This is a genomic window from Chlamydia pecorum E58, from assembly GCF_000204135.1.
Lineage (GTDB): Bacteria > Chlamydiota > Chlamydiia > Chlamydiales > Chlamydiaceae > Chlamydia > Chlamydia pecorum.
In genome coordinates, this window is sequence record NC_015408.1 from 462,601 (window position 1) to 478,559 (window position 15,959).

Here is a 15,959-nt window from a genome sequence, read left to right on the forward strand (position 1 = left end):
GAAGAAAAAAGAGATCTCCTAAATTTATTATAAAGGGAATAGCTTTTTTCAGGGAAAGGCATAACGCACCGAAGAGGGCTCGAACCTCTAACCACCTGGTCCGAAGCCAGGTACTCTATCCAATTGAGCTATCGGTGCGTAAGAGAGTCTCGCAAGCTTATCAGATAATCTTGAGAAACTCAAGTAAAACTCCTTAGTTTAAGGAGAGCATTTCCTTCGTCAGGGAAGTGCTGCTTTCTAAGATTACAGCGCGCTCCAAAACATTGGAGAGCTCGCGGATATTCCCGGGCCAAGGGTATTCGATAAGGAGTTTTTTTGCTTCTGAGGAGAGAGTCTTTGCTGGCGCATTATTTTGGTGGCAGAATTTCTTTAGGAAGTAGGTTGCTAGGGGTAGGATGTCATCTTTACGTTCTCTTAATGGAGGGAGGTAGAGAGGGATCACATTCAGGCGGTAATAGAGATCTTGACGGAAGATTTTCTCTTGGATGGCCTCTTTAAGGTCGCGGTTAGAGGTGGCGAGGATGCGAACATCTACGGAAACAGTTTTTGTTCCTCCGAGATGTTCAAATTCTTTTTCTTGGATAGCTCTTAGGAGTTTGGCTTGGAGGTTCAGGGGGATCTCTGTAATTTCATCAAGGAGGAGAGTTCCTTTATGAGCCAGCTCAAAGCGACCGGCTTTTTTTGTTGTTGCTCCTGTAAAAGCACCTTTTTCGTGTCCGAAGAATTCAGATTCTAAGAGTGTTTCTGGGATTGCTGCGCAGTTGACTTTGATATAGGGGCGGTGTGCTCTTGGGGAGTTCGTATGAATAAAAAATGAGAGGATTTCTTTTCCGCATCCTGATTCCCCGTGAATAAAGAGATTCGCGGAGCTTTGGGCGGCTCTCTTTGCTTTGGCAAGAAGATTTTTCATCACTTGGCTTTCGGCAATGAGAGGGTAGGAGCTCGTTGTCGTTTGGGAGGCTAAAAAGAGATTTTCTTGAACAAGGTTTTGTAGCTCTTCGGCTTTTGAGATGAAGGCAAGGAGGGCTTCTGAGGAGAACGGCTTTGTTAGGTAATTAAAGGCCCCCTGGCGCATGGCTTCCACTGCGTTTTCTATGGAGCCATAGGCTGTAATCATAAGAATCGGCGTTCTTGGAGAGCGCTGCTTTGTGAGATGAATCACATCCATTCCCGTTCCATCGGGCATGTTCATATCGGAAATAATAAGATCATAACGGTTTGCTTTGATCTTTTTCTTCGCTATGGAGATATTTTCAGCTACTGAGGGGAAATAGCCTCGGGAGGATAAGAGCTCAAAGAGAAACTCTTGAAGAAGAGGATCATCGTCTATAATAAGAATATGCTCTATACTCATGAACCTTCCTTTGAGCTTTCTTTGCCTTTTTACTTCATGTGAAAAATGGAGGCAAAGAGTTCATAAAAAATATACCAGATACGTTTTTCTCCTTTCTCTTAAGCATACCAACGATTATTTTGCTTACACACATTTTCAAATTTTTTTTTGAGTGGAAAAATGGCGAGTTCTTTTGAAATATTTTCTCCCTTAACTCCTTTAGAAAGAGGAGAAGTAACACAGGCATCTTGTACGTGTGCTCGCAATATGATTAAGATTGCGATGGTTTGTCTTTCCGCGCTTTTTATTGTGGGCGGGGTATTGGCTCTTTCTGGAGTTATGAATCTTTCTTATGCTTTTGTTCTTGGCGTGATCCTTGTTGGGGTGGCGTTATTTCTTTTGAGTGGCGTGTTATGTTTTTTTGAATGCTGTCGGGTTCCTAGGGTTGCTGTTGCTGAAGATCCTCTTATTGAAGAGCTGCAGGAGCAGTTGCGGACGTTATTGGAGAAGACACGCATCAAGGCTTTGCAGGAGCTTGGCTTTGATCGTGAGGTGGATATAGAGAACTTTATTCGTGAGAAGGAACTGCAGCTAGGGAAATTTGACAGGGAGTTGCGTCGTCGTGAGCTGGGGCTGTATCGCAAACTTACGGAGTCTACAGGAAGGGGAGAGATTCTTTTTAAGCTTGTAGAATTTCGGGAGATGCAAAGTAGGGTTGCGGAAGAGCTGGAAAGGCTTTATCGCGTATATGAAGGGCCTATCTTTGCAGAGGGGGCGGATAAGGAGGAGGAGATCGCCAAGCTGCAGCAGAGCAGGGACTTGTATTTGCAAGAGCTTCGTAGTTGCAAGGAGCGCAGGAAAGAACTTTCTGGAGAGCTTTGCGAGATTCACAGAAGATATGGGATTTCTTCGAAACAGTTGCAGAGGATTCATCAGGAGCTTAAGGGAGCTGAGGGATTTTGTGAGGAGACCCGGAGACAAGTGGATACATTGATTCGTGAGCAGGGAATATTGCTTCAGAAAGTCGAGAGGATAAACGATGAGCTTTTGGGGATCGATAGGAACGAGGAGAAGACGAGAAAATCATTAAGGGAGATCCATAAGAGGCTTCGTGATCTGGAGGAAGAGTCTTCAGAAAAATGGGTTTTGTATCGTGAATATAAGGAGAAGTACACGAGCTTGCTTGAGAAGGTCGCCAAACTGAAGATTAAGAAAGCGGAACAGAAGCAGAAGGTTCGAGTGATTGAGGGGGTGATGGAGGAAAATAAGAAGGCTTTGGAGGCAGCGATTATAAGAAAAGGGACTTTGGAGAAACTATTATATTCCAAAATGAATAACCTCCGTAAAAAGCTTGAAGATCAGAGCATAGAAAAGGGAGGGTTGCAAGATGCTTTGCAAGAGTTTCAGCAGCAGGTGCTCGGGCTGCAAAAGGAGTTAGAGAAGAATAAGGAGTTTCAGGAGGAGACAGTAAAATTTAAAGAAAATTATGAAAATGTCTGTATGCAAAAGTCTTCTTTAGAGAAGAATCTTGCTGAGTTAAAATGTGATTTTTTGTCCTTACAGCAAAAAAATCAAGCTTTAGAAAAGGAGATACAGGTACTACAAGAGAAACTCTCTGAGGTATCATCAAGTCACTCCGCTACCATTGAGCAGTTAACGGAAGAACTTAACAGCACGACATTTGCCTTGCAGGCCCTTCAGACAGTATTCAATCATACGGAAGAGGATTTAGCGGCATCTTTAGAAAATGCTCAGCACTTAGAGCAGCAAATAGTGCTATTGAAGAAAGAGTTGCTCTCTTTAGATGGGGAACTGGAGAGTACTTCACAGGTAGCCATGGATGCAGAAGCTCTTCTTCTGCAATATGAGCAAGTCTTAGAGTCACATTTTCCTAAAATAGAAGAGAACCACAGCTTGCTTCTGGAAATAGAAAGATTGGAAAAGGAAAATCTTGCGTTTTCTAATGTCAATGAGGATTTGCAGAAAAAACTTTCTTCGATGAAGAAAGCACTGGAACAGAAGGAAAAAGAAAGGCTCTTAGCTCAAAAGGAGCTTACAGCTTTACAGGAGAAATACAAAAAAGCTTGTGATGTCTGGAAGATAGAAAAAGAAAAACTAGAGAAGAATCGTGAAGGTTATGAGAAGGAATCCCAAAGGTTGAGAGAGGAAGTCCGGAATTTGGAGAAGTTATTACGAGAGTCTCAAGAGACTGCTGCGTCGAGTCATTCTGAGGCTCTACTTTGTGCTGGGGAACACATTGTTAGGTATTCCCCCTATATTAAGAGGGAATGCAAGGCAGAGATCCTCTCTGGCGATGTTATGAAGATCTTAGCCTATGCTTCTCCGAGATTTTTTTGTGCTTTAGGGTGCCAGGTTTCATGTAGCTTTTTGCTTCCAGGGGTGTGTATTGAAGAGGAAGCCGAAAAAGAAACATCACAACAACAAAAAGAAGAGAAGCTTAACTTTCTTTATATGCGCACATTTCTTCTTTCTTTGTTGGGGGCCATGTCCTTGGATGAGGTGGTAAGCTTGTCCCAGAAAGTTGAGGAAGAGATCAAAAAACATCCTTCAGGGTTTGACTGCAGAGAAATTTTCGATGGGTTTTACAAAGAAAATGCACGTCTTGCAAAAGCTGTGTTGTGTGCGACACGCTGGTTGCAGAATACCCATCCTGGGGTTCCCTGTACCAATAAAGATAAGTATTATCCTACACTGTTGTCTTGTATGCGCAGGTTCCATTTTAATGAAGGAGGATGCTTCCATCAGTTGAAAGAAGAGGAAGTTAAGTTTCTCAAGACTGTTTCGTGCTTTTCTGGAGCCGTTCCTTTAGCTTTGGGTGGGGTGGGGTCTGTAGATGGAAGCTCTCGGCCTTTAGGGTGTTTGGACTACACTCACTGTGGGAATCTAGATTGGGAAGCGCTTGTCGAGATGGTACAAGCGCTAACCTTGGAAAGGTCCTTTACGACATTCTCTCATCCAGTACATGCTGAAGAAATTCTTCAAGCGCGAGAGATGGGGATAGAAGCCTATGTTGCGCATTGTAGGAAGAAGTATCCTAGGAAGGAGCCTAAGGAATCCTAAGGATCTAGTTAGGAGGGGGGGAGTTTCAATATGAAGGTGATCTTAGAGGCTTTTGATTCCACGAACACTTCTCCTCCATGCAGTCGCATAGTTTTCTGTACTTCTGCAAGACCTAAGCCATGTCCATGAACTTTAGTTGTGAAGAAGGGTGTGAAGAGTTTTTCTTTGACATCTGTGGAGAGTTCTCCAGGGTTGGATACGGAAATGTCTCCAGACGCAAGGAGAGAGACGGTAATGGTAGATTCGCTTGCTTCGAAGGCATTTTTGACGAGATTCCAGATGGCGCTCAGAATACGGTCAGGGTCTATAGAGCGTAGGAGAGGGAGAGAGGAGTCTCGAGTGAAAATGCAGGAGGGATAAGCGACGGATAGTGAGGGGATAAGAGAAGAGAAGAGCTCTTGAAGATCTACGGTTTTGAGATTTAGCGGTTGGGATTTTGTGTATTCTAGCATGGAGGAGACTAGAGTATTTAGAGAGCGGGTCCCCGAGATAATGGAAGCAAGAATTCTTTGATGACGGGGGGAGGAGAGCTCTTCTTGAAGAAGGGAGGCAAATCCCGCAATGCCAGTTAAGGGATTGCGGATTTCGTGGGCTAAGGTGGCGGTCATTTTCCCTAGCTCTGCAATATTTTTGTATCTTTCTATGGCGCTCTCTAACTGTTTATATTCGGAGCTATTGCGGATTTGTATAAAGAGATAGCCATTACTTTCGTTTTTCCTTACGAAGAGTTCGATTTCTTTTTCGATCGCATCATGGCGTAGGGAAAGACGCAAGGTTTTCGGAACAGGAAAAGAATCAAGTGCTTGCTGGAGAGAAAAGCCAAAGAAGGTATCGGGGAAGACGGTAGAGAAGGGTTGTTTTAGGATATCGAGATCTTCAGGAATTCCTAGAATCTCTTTTGCTTGGGAATTGCAGATCAGGATTTCTCCTTCTTGAGAGATGAGAAGGATCCCATCAGGAATAGACTTTAGGATAGTGTTGGCTTCGTTATAGGATTGCGTAATTCGCGATTTGATTTCTAAAAGCTCCTCAGGAGAAGATAGAGATAAGGGACTTAGGGAATCTTGGTCATTCATATAGCCCGAGTTCCTTTTTTCTTTGGAGGTAATTGAGCTTATCTGTTTCGAGGATTTTTTTAATTACCTGGCGAAGTTCAACAAGTTCCTCTTGGAGTTCTTGAGGGAGGGGAGAGGGAAAGCTATAATGGTACTCTTGGATTTGAAGATCGATTTTATCAATACAGGCGAGTAGGGTTTTTTTTTGTTTTAACACCCGCTCAAGCTCTATAGTAGATAAAGCTCCTTCAGTCTCTGTAAGATCGAGAATGGCAAGAAAGAGCCCCTTTTTTTTTCTCAATAAAAGTAGAAGGGCATCTTCGTTCATAAGGAAGCCAAAGTTTTGTTGTACAGCTTTTCTTTAAAAAAACCACAAAGCAATTTATTGGCAACTTGAAAAAAGAGAAACTCTATGCCGGTGATCGGACTCGAACCAACACCTTATTGCTAAGAGTAGATTTTGAGTCTACCGCGTCTACCATTCCGCCACACCGGCATAAAGCAGAGGCATAACTGTAAGGGTTCTAAGGCAATAAGGCAAGAGAAATTTCCGAGAGGGTTTATCAGGAGTCCAAGATTTCTATAAGGAGGGAGCTTGTGTCCCCCTCTCTGTAAAGAGAAAGACGGGCTTCAGAAATTTCTAAGATTGAGGGGTCCCTAAGATCTCTAATAGGGTGTTTAGCTTTGAGAGCTTTACATAGATCCTCTAGGGAAAGCTCTTCAGGGATCGTGATAAGCGCTGCATGGCCGGAGAGATGTTTTTCCGAAGGGGATTTCTTAGAGGCTTGTAGAAAGCGAAAGTGCTTCTGGCAGCATAGCCCCTCGACAATAGAGAGCCGAGGATAGGACTGTTGTAATTTCCTTGAGAGTTCGATAAGTTTGGGATGGATGGTTTTAAACCTCTCTTCTTTAAGGCTGTGGTTGAAGCCGTTACAGTCATAAAGAATCCCCTCGGGGGTCTCTATACAAGCTTCTCTTCCCTGACAGAGAAAAGCATACCGTGTTAGAACGGGATTAGGATAGGGGTGCCAAGGATAGCACGGAGGTGAGCGCTTTTCCTGAGGAGGGTGGAGAAGGACTGGACATCCTTTTTGAGAGAAGATCCGCTCAGCAAGCGTTTCACAAGAAGAGGAGTTTTTTGAGGAACAGCTTGATAAAAGAGGAAGAAAGCTAAGACAAAAAATTGTTTTTAAGAGGTCCATTCCTTATAGTAGCCTTTTTCTAGGGATGATATGCATATAGAAGATTATCACGTATTCTTTTTTGATTTAGATGGATTATTGATAGATACGGAACCACTCTTTTATCGTGCGTTTTTGGAAGCTTGTACAGAAACTTCCTTGGAGATCCCTTGGGATTTCCCTACGTATTATCGCTATTCTTCCCTAGGAAGAGAGCAGTTTTCCAGAGAGCTTGTTTTGCAGTTTCCTCAGGCTGGGGAGTGCCTTGCAAAGATCTTCGAGAGGAGATATCAGATTTATGAGGCTTCTTTAGTGCACGGAGTCCCTCCTCTCATGCCGGGAGTAGAGGAGTTCTTAGAACGTTTGTCTTTTTTGGAGAGACCTTTGGGTGTGGTGACGAACTCCCCTGGGGAGGCTGTCATGCGTTTGCGTAGGGAGCATGCAGTATTTAAGCTTTTTTCTTTTTGGGTCACTCGGGAGTGTTATTCCCGCCCGAAGCCCTATGGGGATAGCTATCGCTATGCTTATCAGCGCTTTGCCTTTGAAGGAGCGCGTATTGTCGGCTTTGAGGATTCCTTAAAGGGCCTTCGTGCATTAGCTTCTATTCCTGCGACGATGGTTGCGGTGAGCCCCTTAGCTATACTTTCTCAAGAAACTTATCCTGAGTTTGCTTCTCGGGAATTTTTCTTTTATACGTCTTTTTGTGAGCTGATGCAGCAATGTGGCGTGCAGAAGAAGTTATAAGGGGAACGATAGCACACATGATGCAAGGATAGGGCATGCGCAGGAGCAGAAGGAGGCCCTTTTCTACGGTTTTTTTCTTTGAGCATGTTCAAAATGTGCTCAGGGGGATAGGCTCCCTTATTGATATCTAAGAGAGCCCCAACAAGATTTCTTACCATCTTATATAGAAAGCCGTTGCCTTTAAAGATCAAGGTGAGGGTGTGTTCTGTTTCTTCTATAGCTACTTTGTAGAGAGTTCTTATTGTAGAGGTGTATTCTCTTCCAAGATTGGCAAAAGAAGCAAAGTCGTGAGTTCCAATAAGGTATTGTGCTCCTTGGTGCATTAAATCTGCGCGGATGCGGTGGGGAGGAGAATAGCTGAAGTTTCTTTGCCACGGGAGGGGTTTTATGTTTTTGGAGAGGGTATAGTGATATTCCTTAGCGATAGCGCAATATCGCGCATGGAAGGATGCATCTGTAAGGGCAATATCGCGTACCACAATATCTTTAGGGAGTCTTGCGTTTAGGAGCTTTTTAAGTTTACAAGGATCTGAAGTTAGGGGGTGGTCAGGGAGGGAGAAGTGCACGACCTGCCCGTAGGCGTGGACGCCGGAGTCTGTCCTTCCTGAGGCTACCATGGGAACGCGGGAGTGTAGAATTGGCATAAAGAGGGTTTCCAGGACTTCTTGGATAGTGAGATGCTGAGGTTGCCGTTGCCAGCCTGCGTAGGCAGTACCTTGATAAGCAAGAAGAAGAACGATTTTTTTCATGCTAGGGAGCTTGCTATGGTGAGATCTTCAGGATAGGAGATTTTAATTTGTGGATGCGTAGCGAAGATCAGCTTTGTCGGGACACTAAGGATTTCCGCAGCTTCCGTATCATCGACAAGGGTAAGGTTGCGTTGTTGGGCAAGAAGAAGCCCTTGCTTAAGGACATCTGTTTTTACGCATTGGGGTGTATGGACAAGAGCAAGAGCCTCGCGATCTAGGGTTTTCACTGGGGAGCGCTGTTTAATCGCGTAAGGCAGGGAGGATGCCAGAGCGACACTATCGTTATGCAAACATGCTTCAAGGAGTTTAGAAATCTCTTCAAGGTAGACAAAAGGGCGTGCTCCATCATGGACCAAGGTCCATGGATGGGAGACTTTTTGAAGGCCAGAAGACACAGAGTCTTGACGACGTTCCCCAGGGGTGGCGAAAAGGACAGGGTAATTTCGGAAAACTTCTTGGAACTTCTCATGGCAGACAACGATGATTTCTTGTATCTGCGGGACGTGAATAAGAGTGTTTAGAGAGTGTAAAATTAGAGGAAGTCCACGGAAAGGGTGGTATTGCTTTGGGAGGGGGGAGCCGAAACGCTTTCCTTGACCCCCACCGAGTAGAATTAACGAACACTTAATCATGATTGCAATGAATAAAGCATACTTCCGGAGGAGAGAAGAAACGAATTCTCTTTAAGCCTCCTAAGCCGCGATTTACATAGAGCTGTTTGTTGCCTTCTAGAGTAAAGGATCCTCGAGCAAAATGGAAGTGCTCTAATCCTGAAAGTCTTTCTAAAATTTTTTTTGCGAATTTTGGCCAAGGAAGGGAGATTTGTGGGCCGTGAGAGTGGCCGGCAAGGATGAGCTCTCCGGGGTAGTGGAGAAGCATAGGGACGGTATCGGGATTGTGAGAGAGGATAAGCCCTGGCAAGGTTGGGTTGTAGTGGGCAAAGGCATCCTCAGGGCAGAACTGCTTAGCAAACAGGTCTCCCAGACCGACAATGTTGAGTTTGTCAGGAATGAGATGGCAGGAGTTGTGTAGAACCCTAACTGGGGTGTCTTGGAGGAGAGTAAGGAGTTGAGAGTTGGGGTGTTGTGGGGTATGGTTAGGGGCATATTGATTTGGGGAGGAGGGAAGAAACGCCTGAATGATAGAAATAAATGCGCGCTTTAGGGGAGCACTGTTTTCTTGAGGGATAACGGAGATTTCACTTTTGCAATTGCGAGAGAGATAAGCTTCATAATCATGGTTGCCAAGAACGGCAAAGATCCCCATGGGAGCCTCTAGGGTGTTGAGGAAAGCCTTTAAGCGTTCGCCATCTTCTACGCGTGCGCGGCACAAAAGATCACCAGAAAAAACAATAAGGTCTGGAGAAAACTCCTTAATTTTCATGGAAATCTTTTTTAGGAATTTTTGTGGGAAGTTTTTGCAAAAGTGCAGATCAGAGATATGGGCAATCCGGAATCCATAGAGGAAGGAGAACTTTTTCCCAAGCTTCCAGGGAATATGAGAAGGGATAAGAAGGTTTGGTTCGATGAGGGAGGCCCAAGCGCACATGCCCAAAGGAAGTGCAGCAAATAAAGAAAGCGGAAGTAACACAATGCCACCCTATTAAAAAGACTTCCTCGTTATAAGAAAACGAGGAAGACGCAAATTTAAAGCTAGAATCTCTAAAATGTGATTATAGTATTTACTTTACTATATGTGCAGAAATAGCTTTTGTCATTTGGAACATATCTATAGCATTGTGTGTTCCAAATACTTTAGCAAGGCTGGCGTCGGGGAGAATGTTTCTTTTATTTTTAGGATCTTGAAGATTATGTTTTTTGATATATTCCCAGACTTTTTTTACGATTTCGGTTCTTGGCATAGGTCCCTCGCCAACTATAACTGCTAATTCAGAAGAAATTTTCACAGGTTGCATAAAAGCAGAGTTTTTATTTTTTTGACTCATTGGTTACTCCTAGTAAAGGTGGTAAGAAGAGACCTAAGCTCTTCGACGCAACTTTTTTATCTTTCAAGAAGGTTTCTCGTCAAAGTAAAAAACATAGAATTCGTGCTAAGTCTAGTTTTTAAAGGGGAAATCTTGTCCCTTATGTTAAGAGGAAATAGGGGTTAATTGACTTTATAGGGGTTCTTTCCTAGAATGCCCGTGAATTCGGTTTCAGGTATGTGTCCATGCAGGAAAATTTAGAAAAACGTTTAGAAACTCTTCGTTCTGGATTTGCGTTAGCAGGGAGGTCTCTTTGACTTGGAAGGGAAAGAAGCCACCCTTCGGGAGCTAGAGAAACAGAGCGCTCAAGAGAATTTTTGGGAGGATGTGGTTAAGGCGGGGAAGATCTCAGAGCAGATCGCCGCGTTAAAGCGACAGCTTAGCGAATATTCTGAGCTGCAGAAGAAAATAGAAACAATTGAGTTTTTTCTTAACGATAATGAAGCTTGTGCTGACCCCGAGGTAGGCAAGGAATTAGAAAAGGAATTTGCTTTTTGTGAATCTTGCTTGGCAGTATGGGAGACCCAAAGGCTGCTTTCGGGAGAGGTAGATAAAAATTCTTGTTTTCTTTCCATAAACGCAGGTGCAGGGGGAACGGAATCTTGTGATTGGGTAGAGATGCTCTTTCGTATGTATTCTCGTTGGGCATCAAGACATCATTGGAAAGTTGATGTGATAGATCGCTTAGATGGGGAGGTTGCAGGGATCAAGCATATTACCTTAAAGCTTACAGGAGAGTATGCTTATGGGTATGCTAAGGCTGAGAGTGGTGTGCATAGGTTGGTGAGAATCTCGCCCTTTGATAGCAATGCCAAGAGACACACAAGCTTTGCTTCTGTAGATGTTTTCCCTGAAGTGGATGACCAGATTCAGATAGAGATTCTCCCTAATGATTTACGTATTGATACATTTCGCTCTTCGGGAGCGGGGGGACAGCATGTCAACGTGACAGAATCTGCTGTACGCATTACCCACCTCCCTACGGGAATTGTTGTCTCGTGTCAAAATGAACGCAGCCAACTACAAAATCGGGAGAGCTGTATGAAGGTCTTACGTGCGAGGTTGTATCAAAGGGAGTTGCAGGAACGTTTAGAACGCCGGCTTCTTGAAAGAAAAGATAAAAAAGAAATTGCTTGGGGTTCACAAATCCGTAATTATGTTTTTCAGCCTTATACTCTTGTTAAAGATGTCCGCACGGGATATGAGGTCGGCAACATCCAGGCTATGATGGATGGAGAGCTCTTAGATGAGTTTATTAAGGTGTATCTAGCAGAATATGGAGAAGCCCTATGACTACAGAACATAAGACAGGGATCCCAGGCTTGGAGATTCGTTTTACCGTCCCTACGGATGGGACGTATATGCAGCAGTGGTTGAATGATCCCAAGATTCTCCGGGGATTTCCCTTAAAGACAGAATCAGAAATTCGAGATGCTGTGAACTTTTGGGTGAGTTTTTATCGCTATCATAGCAGTTTAACAGCTGTATATCAGGGAGAAGTTGCAGGTGTGGCAACTCTAATATTAAATCCCTACATTAAGGTTGCCCATCATGCTCTGATTTCTATTATTGTTGGCGAGCCTTATAGAAATAAAGGCATCGGCACCGCTTTAATGAATAATCTTTGCCATTTGGCAAAGAGCCGCTTTAACCTTGAGGTTCTCTATCTTGAAGTGTATGAGGAAAATCCTGCGATCTCTCTATACCAACGATTTGGATTTGTCGAGGTGGGAAGGCAACGACGCTTTTACAAAGATGAACTCGGCTATTTAGCAAAGATCACCATGGAAAAGGATTTATAAACGTTCACGTTTTTAAGAGTTTGCTGTATACTCTTCCAGCTAAGATGTCTTTGTTAAAATTTTTAGGGGCTACCTACATAAGCTTTTACGCCAGTCTTTATATCGCCATCATCTCATGCCTGCGTCTACCACTTCTAAGAAACTTCTATTAAGATCCGCGCTCCCTGTCGACTTCTCCCGAGGAGAGGTATATGATTTACAGGAGATCTATCAAGATCTTAATCGCAGGTTGTTTAAGAATGCTTTAAATTTGAGGATAGGGTGGTTTGGTAGAACTCGTTCTGGAAGAGCGCGCAAAGTGGTTTTAGGGAGTTTTCATGAGGATGAGCAGTTAATTCGGATACATAAGTCTTTAGATAGAAAGGAGATCCCTCGGTTTTTTATGGAGTATCTTGTCTATCATGAGATGGCGCATAGTGTAGTTCCTAGAGAATATTCTTTATCGGGAAGGACGATTTTTCATGGGAAGAAATTTAAGGAGTATGAGCAGCGCTTCCCTTTGTATGAGCGTGCTGTAGCATGGGAAAAGGCGCATATTAAGGTATTACTTCGAGGAAAATAAATTAGGAATTAGGGAGAAGATGGCAGGGCATAGCAAGTGGGCGAACACAAAGCATAGGAAAGAACGTGCAGATCACAAGAAGGGGAAGATCTTTTCCCGTATTATTAAAGAGCTGATCTCTGCAGTGAAGCTTGGCGGTGCAGATGCAAAGACTAATGCGCGTTTGCGTATGATTATACAGAAAGCTAAAGATCATAATATCCCTAATGAAAACATCGAAAGAAATCTCAAGAAAGCCTCTTCCGCAGAACAGAATACCTATGAGGAAGTGACCTATGAGCTTTATGGATATGGTGGTGTGGGGATTATCGTTGAGGCGATGACAGATAATAAAAATCGCACAGCTTCAGATATGCGCATAGCAGTAAACAAACGAGGAGGGTCTCTTGTAGAGCCGGGGAGTGTACTTTACAACTTTGCAAGAAAAGGAGCCTGCTATGTTCCTAAAGCGTCTATAAAAGAGGAAGAGCTCTTAGCGAAAGCTATAGATGCTGGAGCTGAGGACCTTGATAATGAAGATGAGGAGCATTTTTTAGTTATTTGCGATTCTACAGAACTTGCTGCTGTGAAAGAAAACCTCCTATCTCAGGGAGTGCATTGTGTAGAAGATAAGTTAATATATCTTCCTTTGCGCCTTGTGGATTGTAATGAAGAATACGGTAAGGCCAATCTTGCCCTTATTGAGTGGTTAGAGCAGGTCAGTGATGTGGATGAGGTCTATCATAACATGGCGTAGTTCGTCTTCTTGGGATGAAACTCTAGTTAAAATTATCTAAGGTTTTAGTCAGAGATTGCGCTACATCTCTTGCTGCAGCTAAAAGTCCCATTCCTGTACTAGAAGAATCATCTGATGTGAGTACTGATGGTGGAGTATTCAGACGAACTATGCCTGCCATAGTGCTTAAAGAATCTGCGACTTCTCGCGCTGCACTGTGTAGATCTGCTCTTGTACTGCGACCTGCAGGGTCTCCAAGTGCACCTTGAAGGCGTTCGGAAGCTTGTTGTAGTCGTGAGGAACTGCTACTTGGCACAGCTTGCTGAGAAGAAGCTGTTTCTGAGGTTCCTGTATTTTGAACTACGCGTGTTGCCATTCGTGCAGGGCCTGCTTGTGGATTTGCTGTGACAAATCCCTCGGATGCTCCTCCGCTGCCCTCTTCATTTTTGATAATATCTCCCAGTGTGGTTCCGTCTGGCGTAAGGTTTTCTGTAGGATATACTGCATCGAGGTGGGCACGAATTTTTGCTAAGAGATCTCTGTTATCTTGAGAACTCTCGAATTGTTTCCCTACCATACGAGAAGTTGTAGAAGAGGTATTCACGCGACTTCCGTCTCCTGTTCCGCCCCGTTGAGTTCTTCCTGTGTCATTTCCTGCAGAGCTGGGGTCCGAAGAACTCTGGGATCCAGACGCTCCTGATGAAGATGCCGCTTCCTCTGTCCCAGAACTAGCAGTAGCTTGCTGAGAAGAAGCTGTTTCTGAGGTTCCTGTATTTTGAACTACACGTGTTGCCATTCGTGCAGGGCCTGCTTGTGGATTTGCTGTGACAAATCCCTCGGATGCTCCTCCGCTGCCCTCTTCATTTTTGATAATATCTCCCAGTGTGGTTCCGTCTGGCGTAAGGTTTTCTGTAGGATATACTGAATCGAGGTGAGCGCGGATTTTCCCTAAGAGATCTCTATTATCAACAACGCCATCCTCTCCTTGACCAGAGCCTCTTGTTCTATTTCCTCCTCCGGAGCCGCTTGCTCCTCCGGCACCCCCATCAGAACCACCTTGATCAGCTCCAGAAACAGAATTTCCTCCATTTTGTATAACGGTTTGATTAAAAATCCCATGCTCAGCATTGCGGACAACAGTACCTAGATCTTGGTTAGCTCCTGAAATGTGTTCTCCGTCTGCTCCCCAAACAACCTTGTTATGAGCAGCAACTGCTTTCAGAACGTCCTTGAGAGTGGATCCTGACATGCCAGTAATTCCTGAGCCACTGCTTGATGCTGGTGGAGGTCCAGGAGGAGGAGGAGGGGACATGTCGTCTTCTCCATTTCCTTCCTCTTCATAATGCAGAGTTGGTTCTTCAATGGTTCCTCCAGAAGACGTACTTGCTGTTTCTATATCGTCTCCTTCACTTGCTGTTTCAAAGCTGTTATTGGATTCCTCTGTTGTTGTGCTTTCTGTCTCTTCAGTTTGACTTGCTGTCCCTCCAGTATTGACAGTTGTTGTCGCTGTTGTGCCTCCAACAGAAACGTTTGTTGAGATACCACCAAGGTTAACATTAATAATAGGAGCTGCATATGGTGATGGTGCAGGTGCTCCAGAGCTTTGCCCTGCACCTGGTGTTTCTCTTGTGAAGCTAGCATCATCAAAATCAGGTTTAGGTGTTGTTTTCCAATTAATTCCTTGGAGACCACCTACGTCTTTCCAGATCGGACCTGTGTCAACTTTAGTTCCGCGACGCCATACTGATGGTGTATAATCAGAACTTAATTCTTTAGAGTTCCAAGGGCCATAAAGAACGGCAGTTTTGAACTTAAAGCTTAGCATAAGGTGATCGTAAGTTCCTTGAGCTCCCCCTGCACGCTCCGAGACTCTCGGTTGGATATTTGTTGCCCAGTCACTTTGTATAGTTTCATATGCCACGCAAAATTTTGCGACACACATTTCGAGATCTTTAGGTTGTGTGATATTCTCGCCAGTTTTTGCATTGGTGATTTTTATAGATTCTGCTGTGCTCCAGTCTCCATTTCTTACAAAAATAAAACTGCTCCGCGCTTCATCTATAAAAACAAAGTGCCCACCTTTAGTTTGCATGCGCTGTTGAACAGCTGGACTCTTTAGGAAATTAATAATAGATGCTTTGCTTGAAGGGTCATATTGAGGAATTGCGGTTTCTGGTAATCCTCCAGGGCCTTCAGCTCCCATTGTTCCTTCAGACCTTTCAGATCCATGAAGGCCCTGTAAGTCTCCCAAATCTGGAGATTGTTGGGTTGATGTGGTCTCTCCTGCATCATCGGAACTTGAAATAGTGGAGGAACTTGAAGAGCTTGAGGAAGGTCTTAATCTTTGCATTCCCAAGGTATGGGTTGCAGCTGCAGAAGCTCCAGCTCCACCTGTTGTTGGAGGTTCTGTTGAAATGCTTCTTTCTGATGAAAATAAGACTTCACTAGGAGAGCCTTCCTGACTGGAAATATCAGAAATAACTGTTTCTGCTGTTGTACCTGTAGTCTGGGCTGTTGTTTCTGGCTGACCCGTAGCACTTGTTGTTACGGTATGTTCCCCTAAAGACCCAACTGTCGTTGTTGTTGTCGTCGTTTCTGTTGAAGTAATTTGTGTTGTTATAGATGGGCCATTAATAGGAGAGGTCATAGTTTATAGAGAAAATAAAATAATTTGTTTTTGTAATTAAATTTTAAAACAATATTTTTATATTTCTCTTTATCTTTTTAAGATGAAATTTGTTTTTAATAACCTT

At 43.8% G+C, this 15,959-nt stretch carries 14 protein-coding genes, 2 tRNA genes and 1 pseudogene; 6 read left to right on the top strand and 11 right to left on the bottom strand.

Features of this window, described 5'->3' with window-relative positions:
• Positions 1-64: 64 nt before the first annotated feature.
• Positions 65-138: transfer RNA gene (locus tag G5S_RS02135), tRNA-Arg, on the bottom strand.
• A gap of 55 nt (positions 139-193) precedes the next feature.
• Positions 194-1,354 (bottom strand): sigma-54-dependent transcriptional regulator, encoded by a 1,161-nt coding sequence (locus G5S_RS02140; protein ID WP_013712535.1) that lies wholly within the window; start codon positions 1,352-1,354, stop codon positions 194-196.
• Positions 1,355-1,513: 159 nt separating this feature from the next.
• Here G5S_RS02140 and G5S_RS02145 point away from each other — a divergent pair, with 159 nt between their 5' ends.
• The gene (locus tag G5S_RS02145) at positions 1,514-4,414 is read left to right on the top strand and encodes a coiled-coil domain-containing protein (RefSeq protein WP_041467010.1); all 2,901 of its coding nucleotides are present in this window, start codon (positions 1,514-1,516) and stop codon (positions 4,412-4,414) included.
• An 8-nt stretch (positions 4,415-4,422) separates the two neighbouring features.
• Here G5S_RS02145 and G5S_RS02150 read toward each other — a convergent pair whose 3' ends face one another.
• From G5S_RS02150 to G5S_RS02165, 4 genes are all read right to left on the bottom strand, one after another.
• Positions 4,423-5,490 (bottom strand): two-component system sensor histidine kinase NtrB, encoded by a 1,068-nt coding sequence (locus G5S_RS02150; protein WP_013712537.1) that lies wholly within the window; start codon positions 5,488-5,490, stop codon positions 4,423-4,425.
• Positions 5,483-5,797: a hypothetical protein gene (locus tag G5S_RS02155; RefSeq protein WP_013712538.1), complete on the bottom strand. Its 315-nt coding sequence runs from the start codon at positions 5,795-5,797 to the stop codon at positions 5,483-5,485. The genes G5S_RS02150 and G5S_RS02155 overlap by 8 nt, the downstream gene beginning before the upstream one ends.
• An 85-nt stretch (positions 5,798-5,882) precedes the next feature.
• Positions 5,883-5,965: transfer RNA gene (locus G5S_RS02160), tRNA-Leu, on the bottom strand.
• A 67-nt stretch (positions 5,966-6,032) separates the two neighbouring features.
• Positions 6,033-6,671, bottom strand: a complete 639-nt coding sequence (locus G5S_RS02165) for a hypothetical protein (RefSeq protein WP_013712539.1) — start codon at positions 6,669-6,671, stop codon at positions 6,033-6,035.
• Between the two features lie 30 nt (positions 6,672-6,701).
• On the opposite strand from G5S_RS02165, the gene G5S_RS02170 reads away from it, so the two are divergent.
• Positions 6,702-7,394, top strand: coding sequence for an HAD family hydrolase (locus G5S_RS02170; protein WP_013712540.1), 693 nt, complete (start codon positions 6,702-6,704; stop codon positions 7,392-7,394).
• Here the strand turns inward: G5S_RS02170 and truA are convergent.
• The 4 genes from truA to G5S_RS02190 all read right to left on the bottom strand — a co-directional run bounded on the left by truA (position 7,340) and on the right by G5S_RS02190 (position 10,088).
• Positions 7,340-8,143, bottom strand: coding sequence for a tRNA pseudouridine(38-40) synthase TruA (gene truA / locus G5S_RS02175; RefSeq protein ID WP_013712541.1), 804 nt, complete (start codon positions 8,141-8,143; stop codon positions 7,340-7,342). The two genes, G5S_RS02170 and truA, sit on opposite strands and share 55 nt — an antisense overlap.
• The gene (gene ispD / locus G5S_RS02180; RefSeq protein ID WP_013712542.1) at positions 8,140-8,775 is read right to left on the bottom strand and encodes a 2-C-methyl-D-erythritol 4-phosphate cytidylyltransferase; all 636 of its coding nucleotides are present in this window, start codon (positions 8,773-8,775) and stop codon (positions 8,140-8,142) included. The genes truA and ispD overlap by 4 nt, the downstream gene beginning before the upstream one ends.
• Entirely contained in the window at positions 8,768-9,733 is a 966-nt protein-coding gene (lpxG, locus tag G5S_RS02185) for a UDP-2,3-diacylglucosamine diphosphatase LpxG (RefSeq protein WP_013712543.1), read from the bottom strand. Before lpxG ends, ispD begins: the two co-directional genes overlap by 8 nt.
• A 91-nt stretch (positions 9,734-9,824) precedes the next feature.
• The gene (locus G5S_RS02190) at positions 9,825-10,088 is read right to left on the bottom strand and encodes an SWIB/MDM2 domain-containing protein (RefSeq protein WP_013712544.1); all 264 of its coding nucleotides are present in this window, start codon (positions 10,086-10,088) and stop codon (positions 9,825-9,827) included.
• Between the two features lie 224 nt (positions 10,089-10,312).
• Here G5S_RS02190 and prfB point away from each other — a divergent pair.
• From prfB to G5S_RS02210, 4 genes are all read left to right on the top strand, one after another.
• A protein-coding gene (prfB, locus tag G5S_RS02195; RefSeq protein ID WP_148290532.1) for a peptide chain release factor 2 occupies positions 10,313-11,420 on the top strand; the annotation gives its coding sequence in 2 pieces (ribosomal slippage) (positions 10,313-10,377 and positions 10,376-11,420; 1,110 coding nt in all).
• On the top strand, positions 11,417-11,929 hold the full coding sequence (locus G5S_RS02200; protein ID WP_013712546.1) for a GNAT family N-acetyltransferase: 513 nt from the start codon (positions 11,417-11,419) through the stop codon (positions 11,927-11,929). The genes prfB and G5S_RS02200 overlap by 4 nt, the downstream gene beginning before the upstream one ends.
• A 115-nt stretch (positions 11,930-12,044) precedes the next feature.
• Positions 12,045-12,491, top strand: a complete 447-nt coding sequence (locus tag G5S_RS02205) for a SprT-like domain-containing protein (protein WP_080556998.1) — start codon at positions 12,045-12,047, stop codon at positions 12,489-12,491.
• Between the two features lie 19 nt (positions 12,492-12,510).
• Positions 12,511-13,227, top strand: coding sequence for a YebC/PmpR family DNA-binding transcriptional regulator (locus tag G5S_RS02210; protein ID WP_013712548.1), 717 nt, complete (start codon positions 12,511-12,513; stop codon positions 13,225-13,227).
• A gap of 91 nt (positions 13,228-13,318) precedes the next feature.
• Here G5S_RS02210 and tarP read toward each other — a convergent pair.
• Positions 13,319-15,853, bottom strand: a pseudogene (gene tarP / locus G5S_RS02215) (type III secretion system actin-recruiting effector Tarp); the annotation flags it as partial.
• Between the last annotated feature and the right edge of the window lie 106 nt (positions 15,854-15,959).

What these genes read in the sequence shown, in the direction of transcription:
- G5S_RS02140 (WP_013712535.1), bottom strand. Translation starts at nt 1,354, where the DNA reads ATGAGTATAGAGCATATTCTTATTATAGACGATGATCCTCTTCTTCAA.
- G5S_RS02145 (WP_041467010.1), top strand. Translation starts at nt 1,514, where the DNA reads ATGGCGAGTTCTTTTGAAATATTTTCTCCCTTAACTCCTTTAGAAAGA.
- G5S_RS02150 (WP_013712537.1), bottom strand. Translation starts at nt 5,490, where the DNA reads ATGAATGACCAAGATTCCCTAAGTCCCTTATCTCTATCTTCTCCTGAG.
- G5S_RS02155 (WP_013712538.1), bottom strand. Translation starts at nt 5,797, where the DNA reads ATGAACGAAGATGCCCTTCTACTTTTATTGAGAAAAAAAAAGGGGCTC.
- G5S_RS02165 (WP_013712539.1), bottom strand. Translation starts at nt 6,671, where the DNA reads ATGGACCTCTTAAAAACAATTTTTTGTCTTAGCTTTCTTCCTCTTTTA.
- G5S_RS02170 (WP_013712540.1), top strand. Translation starts at nt 6,702, where the DNA reads ATGCATATAGAAGATTATCACGTATTCTTTTTTGATTTAGATGGATTA.
- truA (WP_013712541.1), bottom strand. Translation starts at nt 8,143, where the DNA reads ATGAAAAAAATCGTTCTTCTTCTTGCTTATCAAGGTACTGCCTACGCA.
- ispD (WP_013712542.1), bottom strand. Translation starts at nt 8,775, where the DNA reads ATGATTAAGTGTTCGTTAATTCTACTCGGTGGGGGTCAAGGAAAGCGT.
- G5S_RS02190 (WP_013712544.1), bottom strand. Translation starts at nt 10,088, where the DNA reads ATGAGTCAAAAAAATAAAAACTCTGCTTTTATGCAACCTGTGAAAATT.
- G5S_RS02200 (WP_013712546.1), top strand. Translation starts at nt 11,417, where the DNA reads ATGACTACAGAACATAAGACAGGGATCCCAGGCTTGGAGATTCGTTTT.
- G5S_RS02205 (WP_080556998.1), top strand. Translation starts at nt 12,045, where the DNA reads ATGCCTGCGTCTACCACTTCTAAGAAACTTCTATTAAGATCCGCGCTC.
- G5S_RS02210 (WP_013712548.1), top strand. Translation starts at nt 12,511, where the DNA reads ATGGCAGGGCATAGCAAGTGGGCGAACACAAAGCATAGGAAAGAACGT.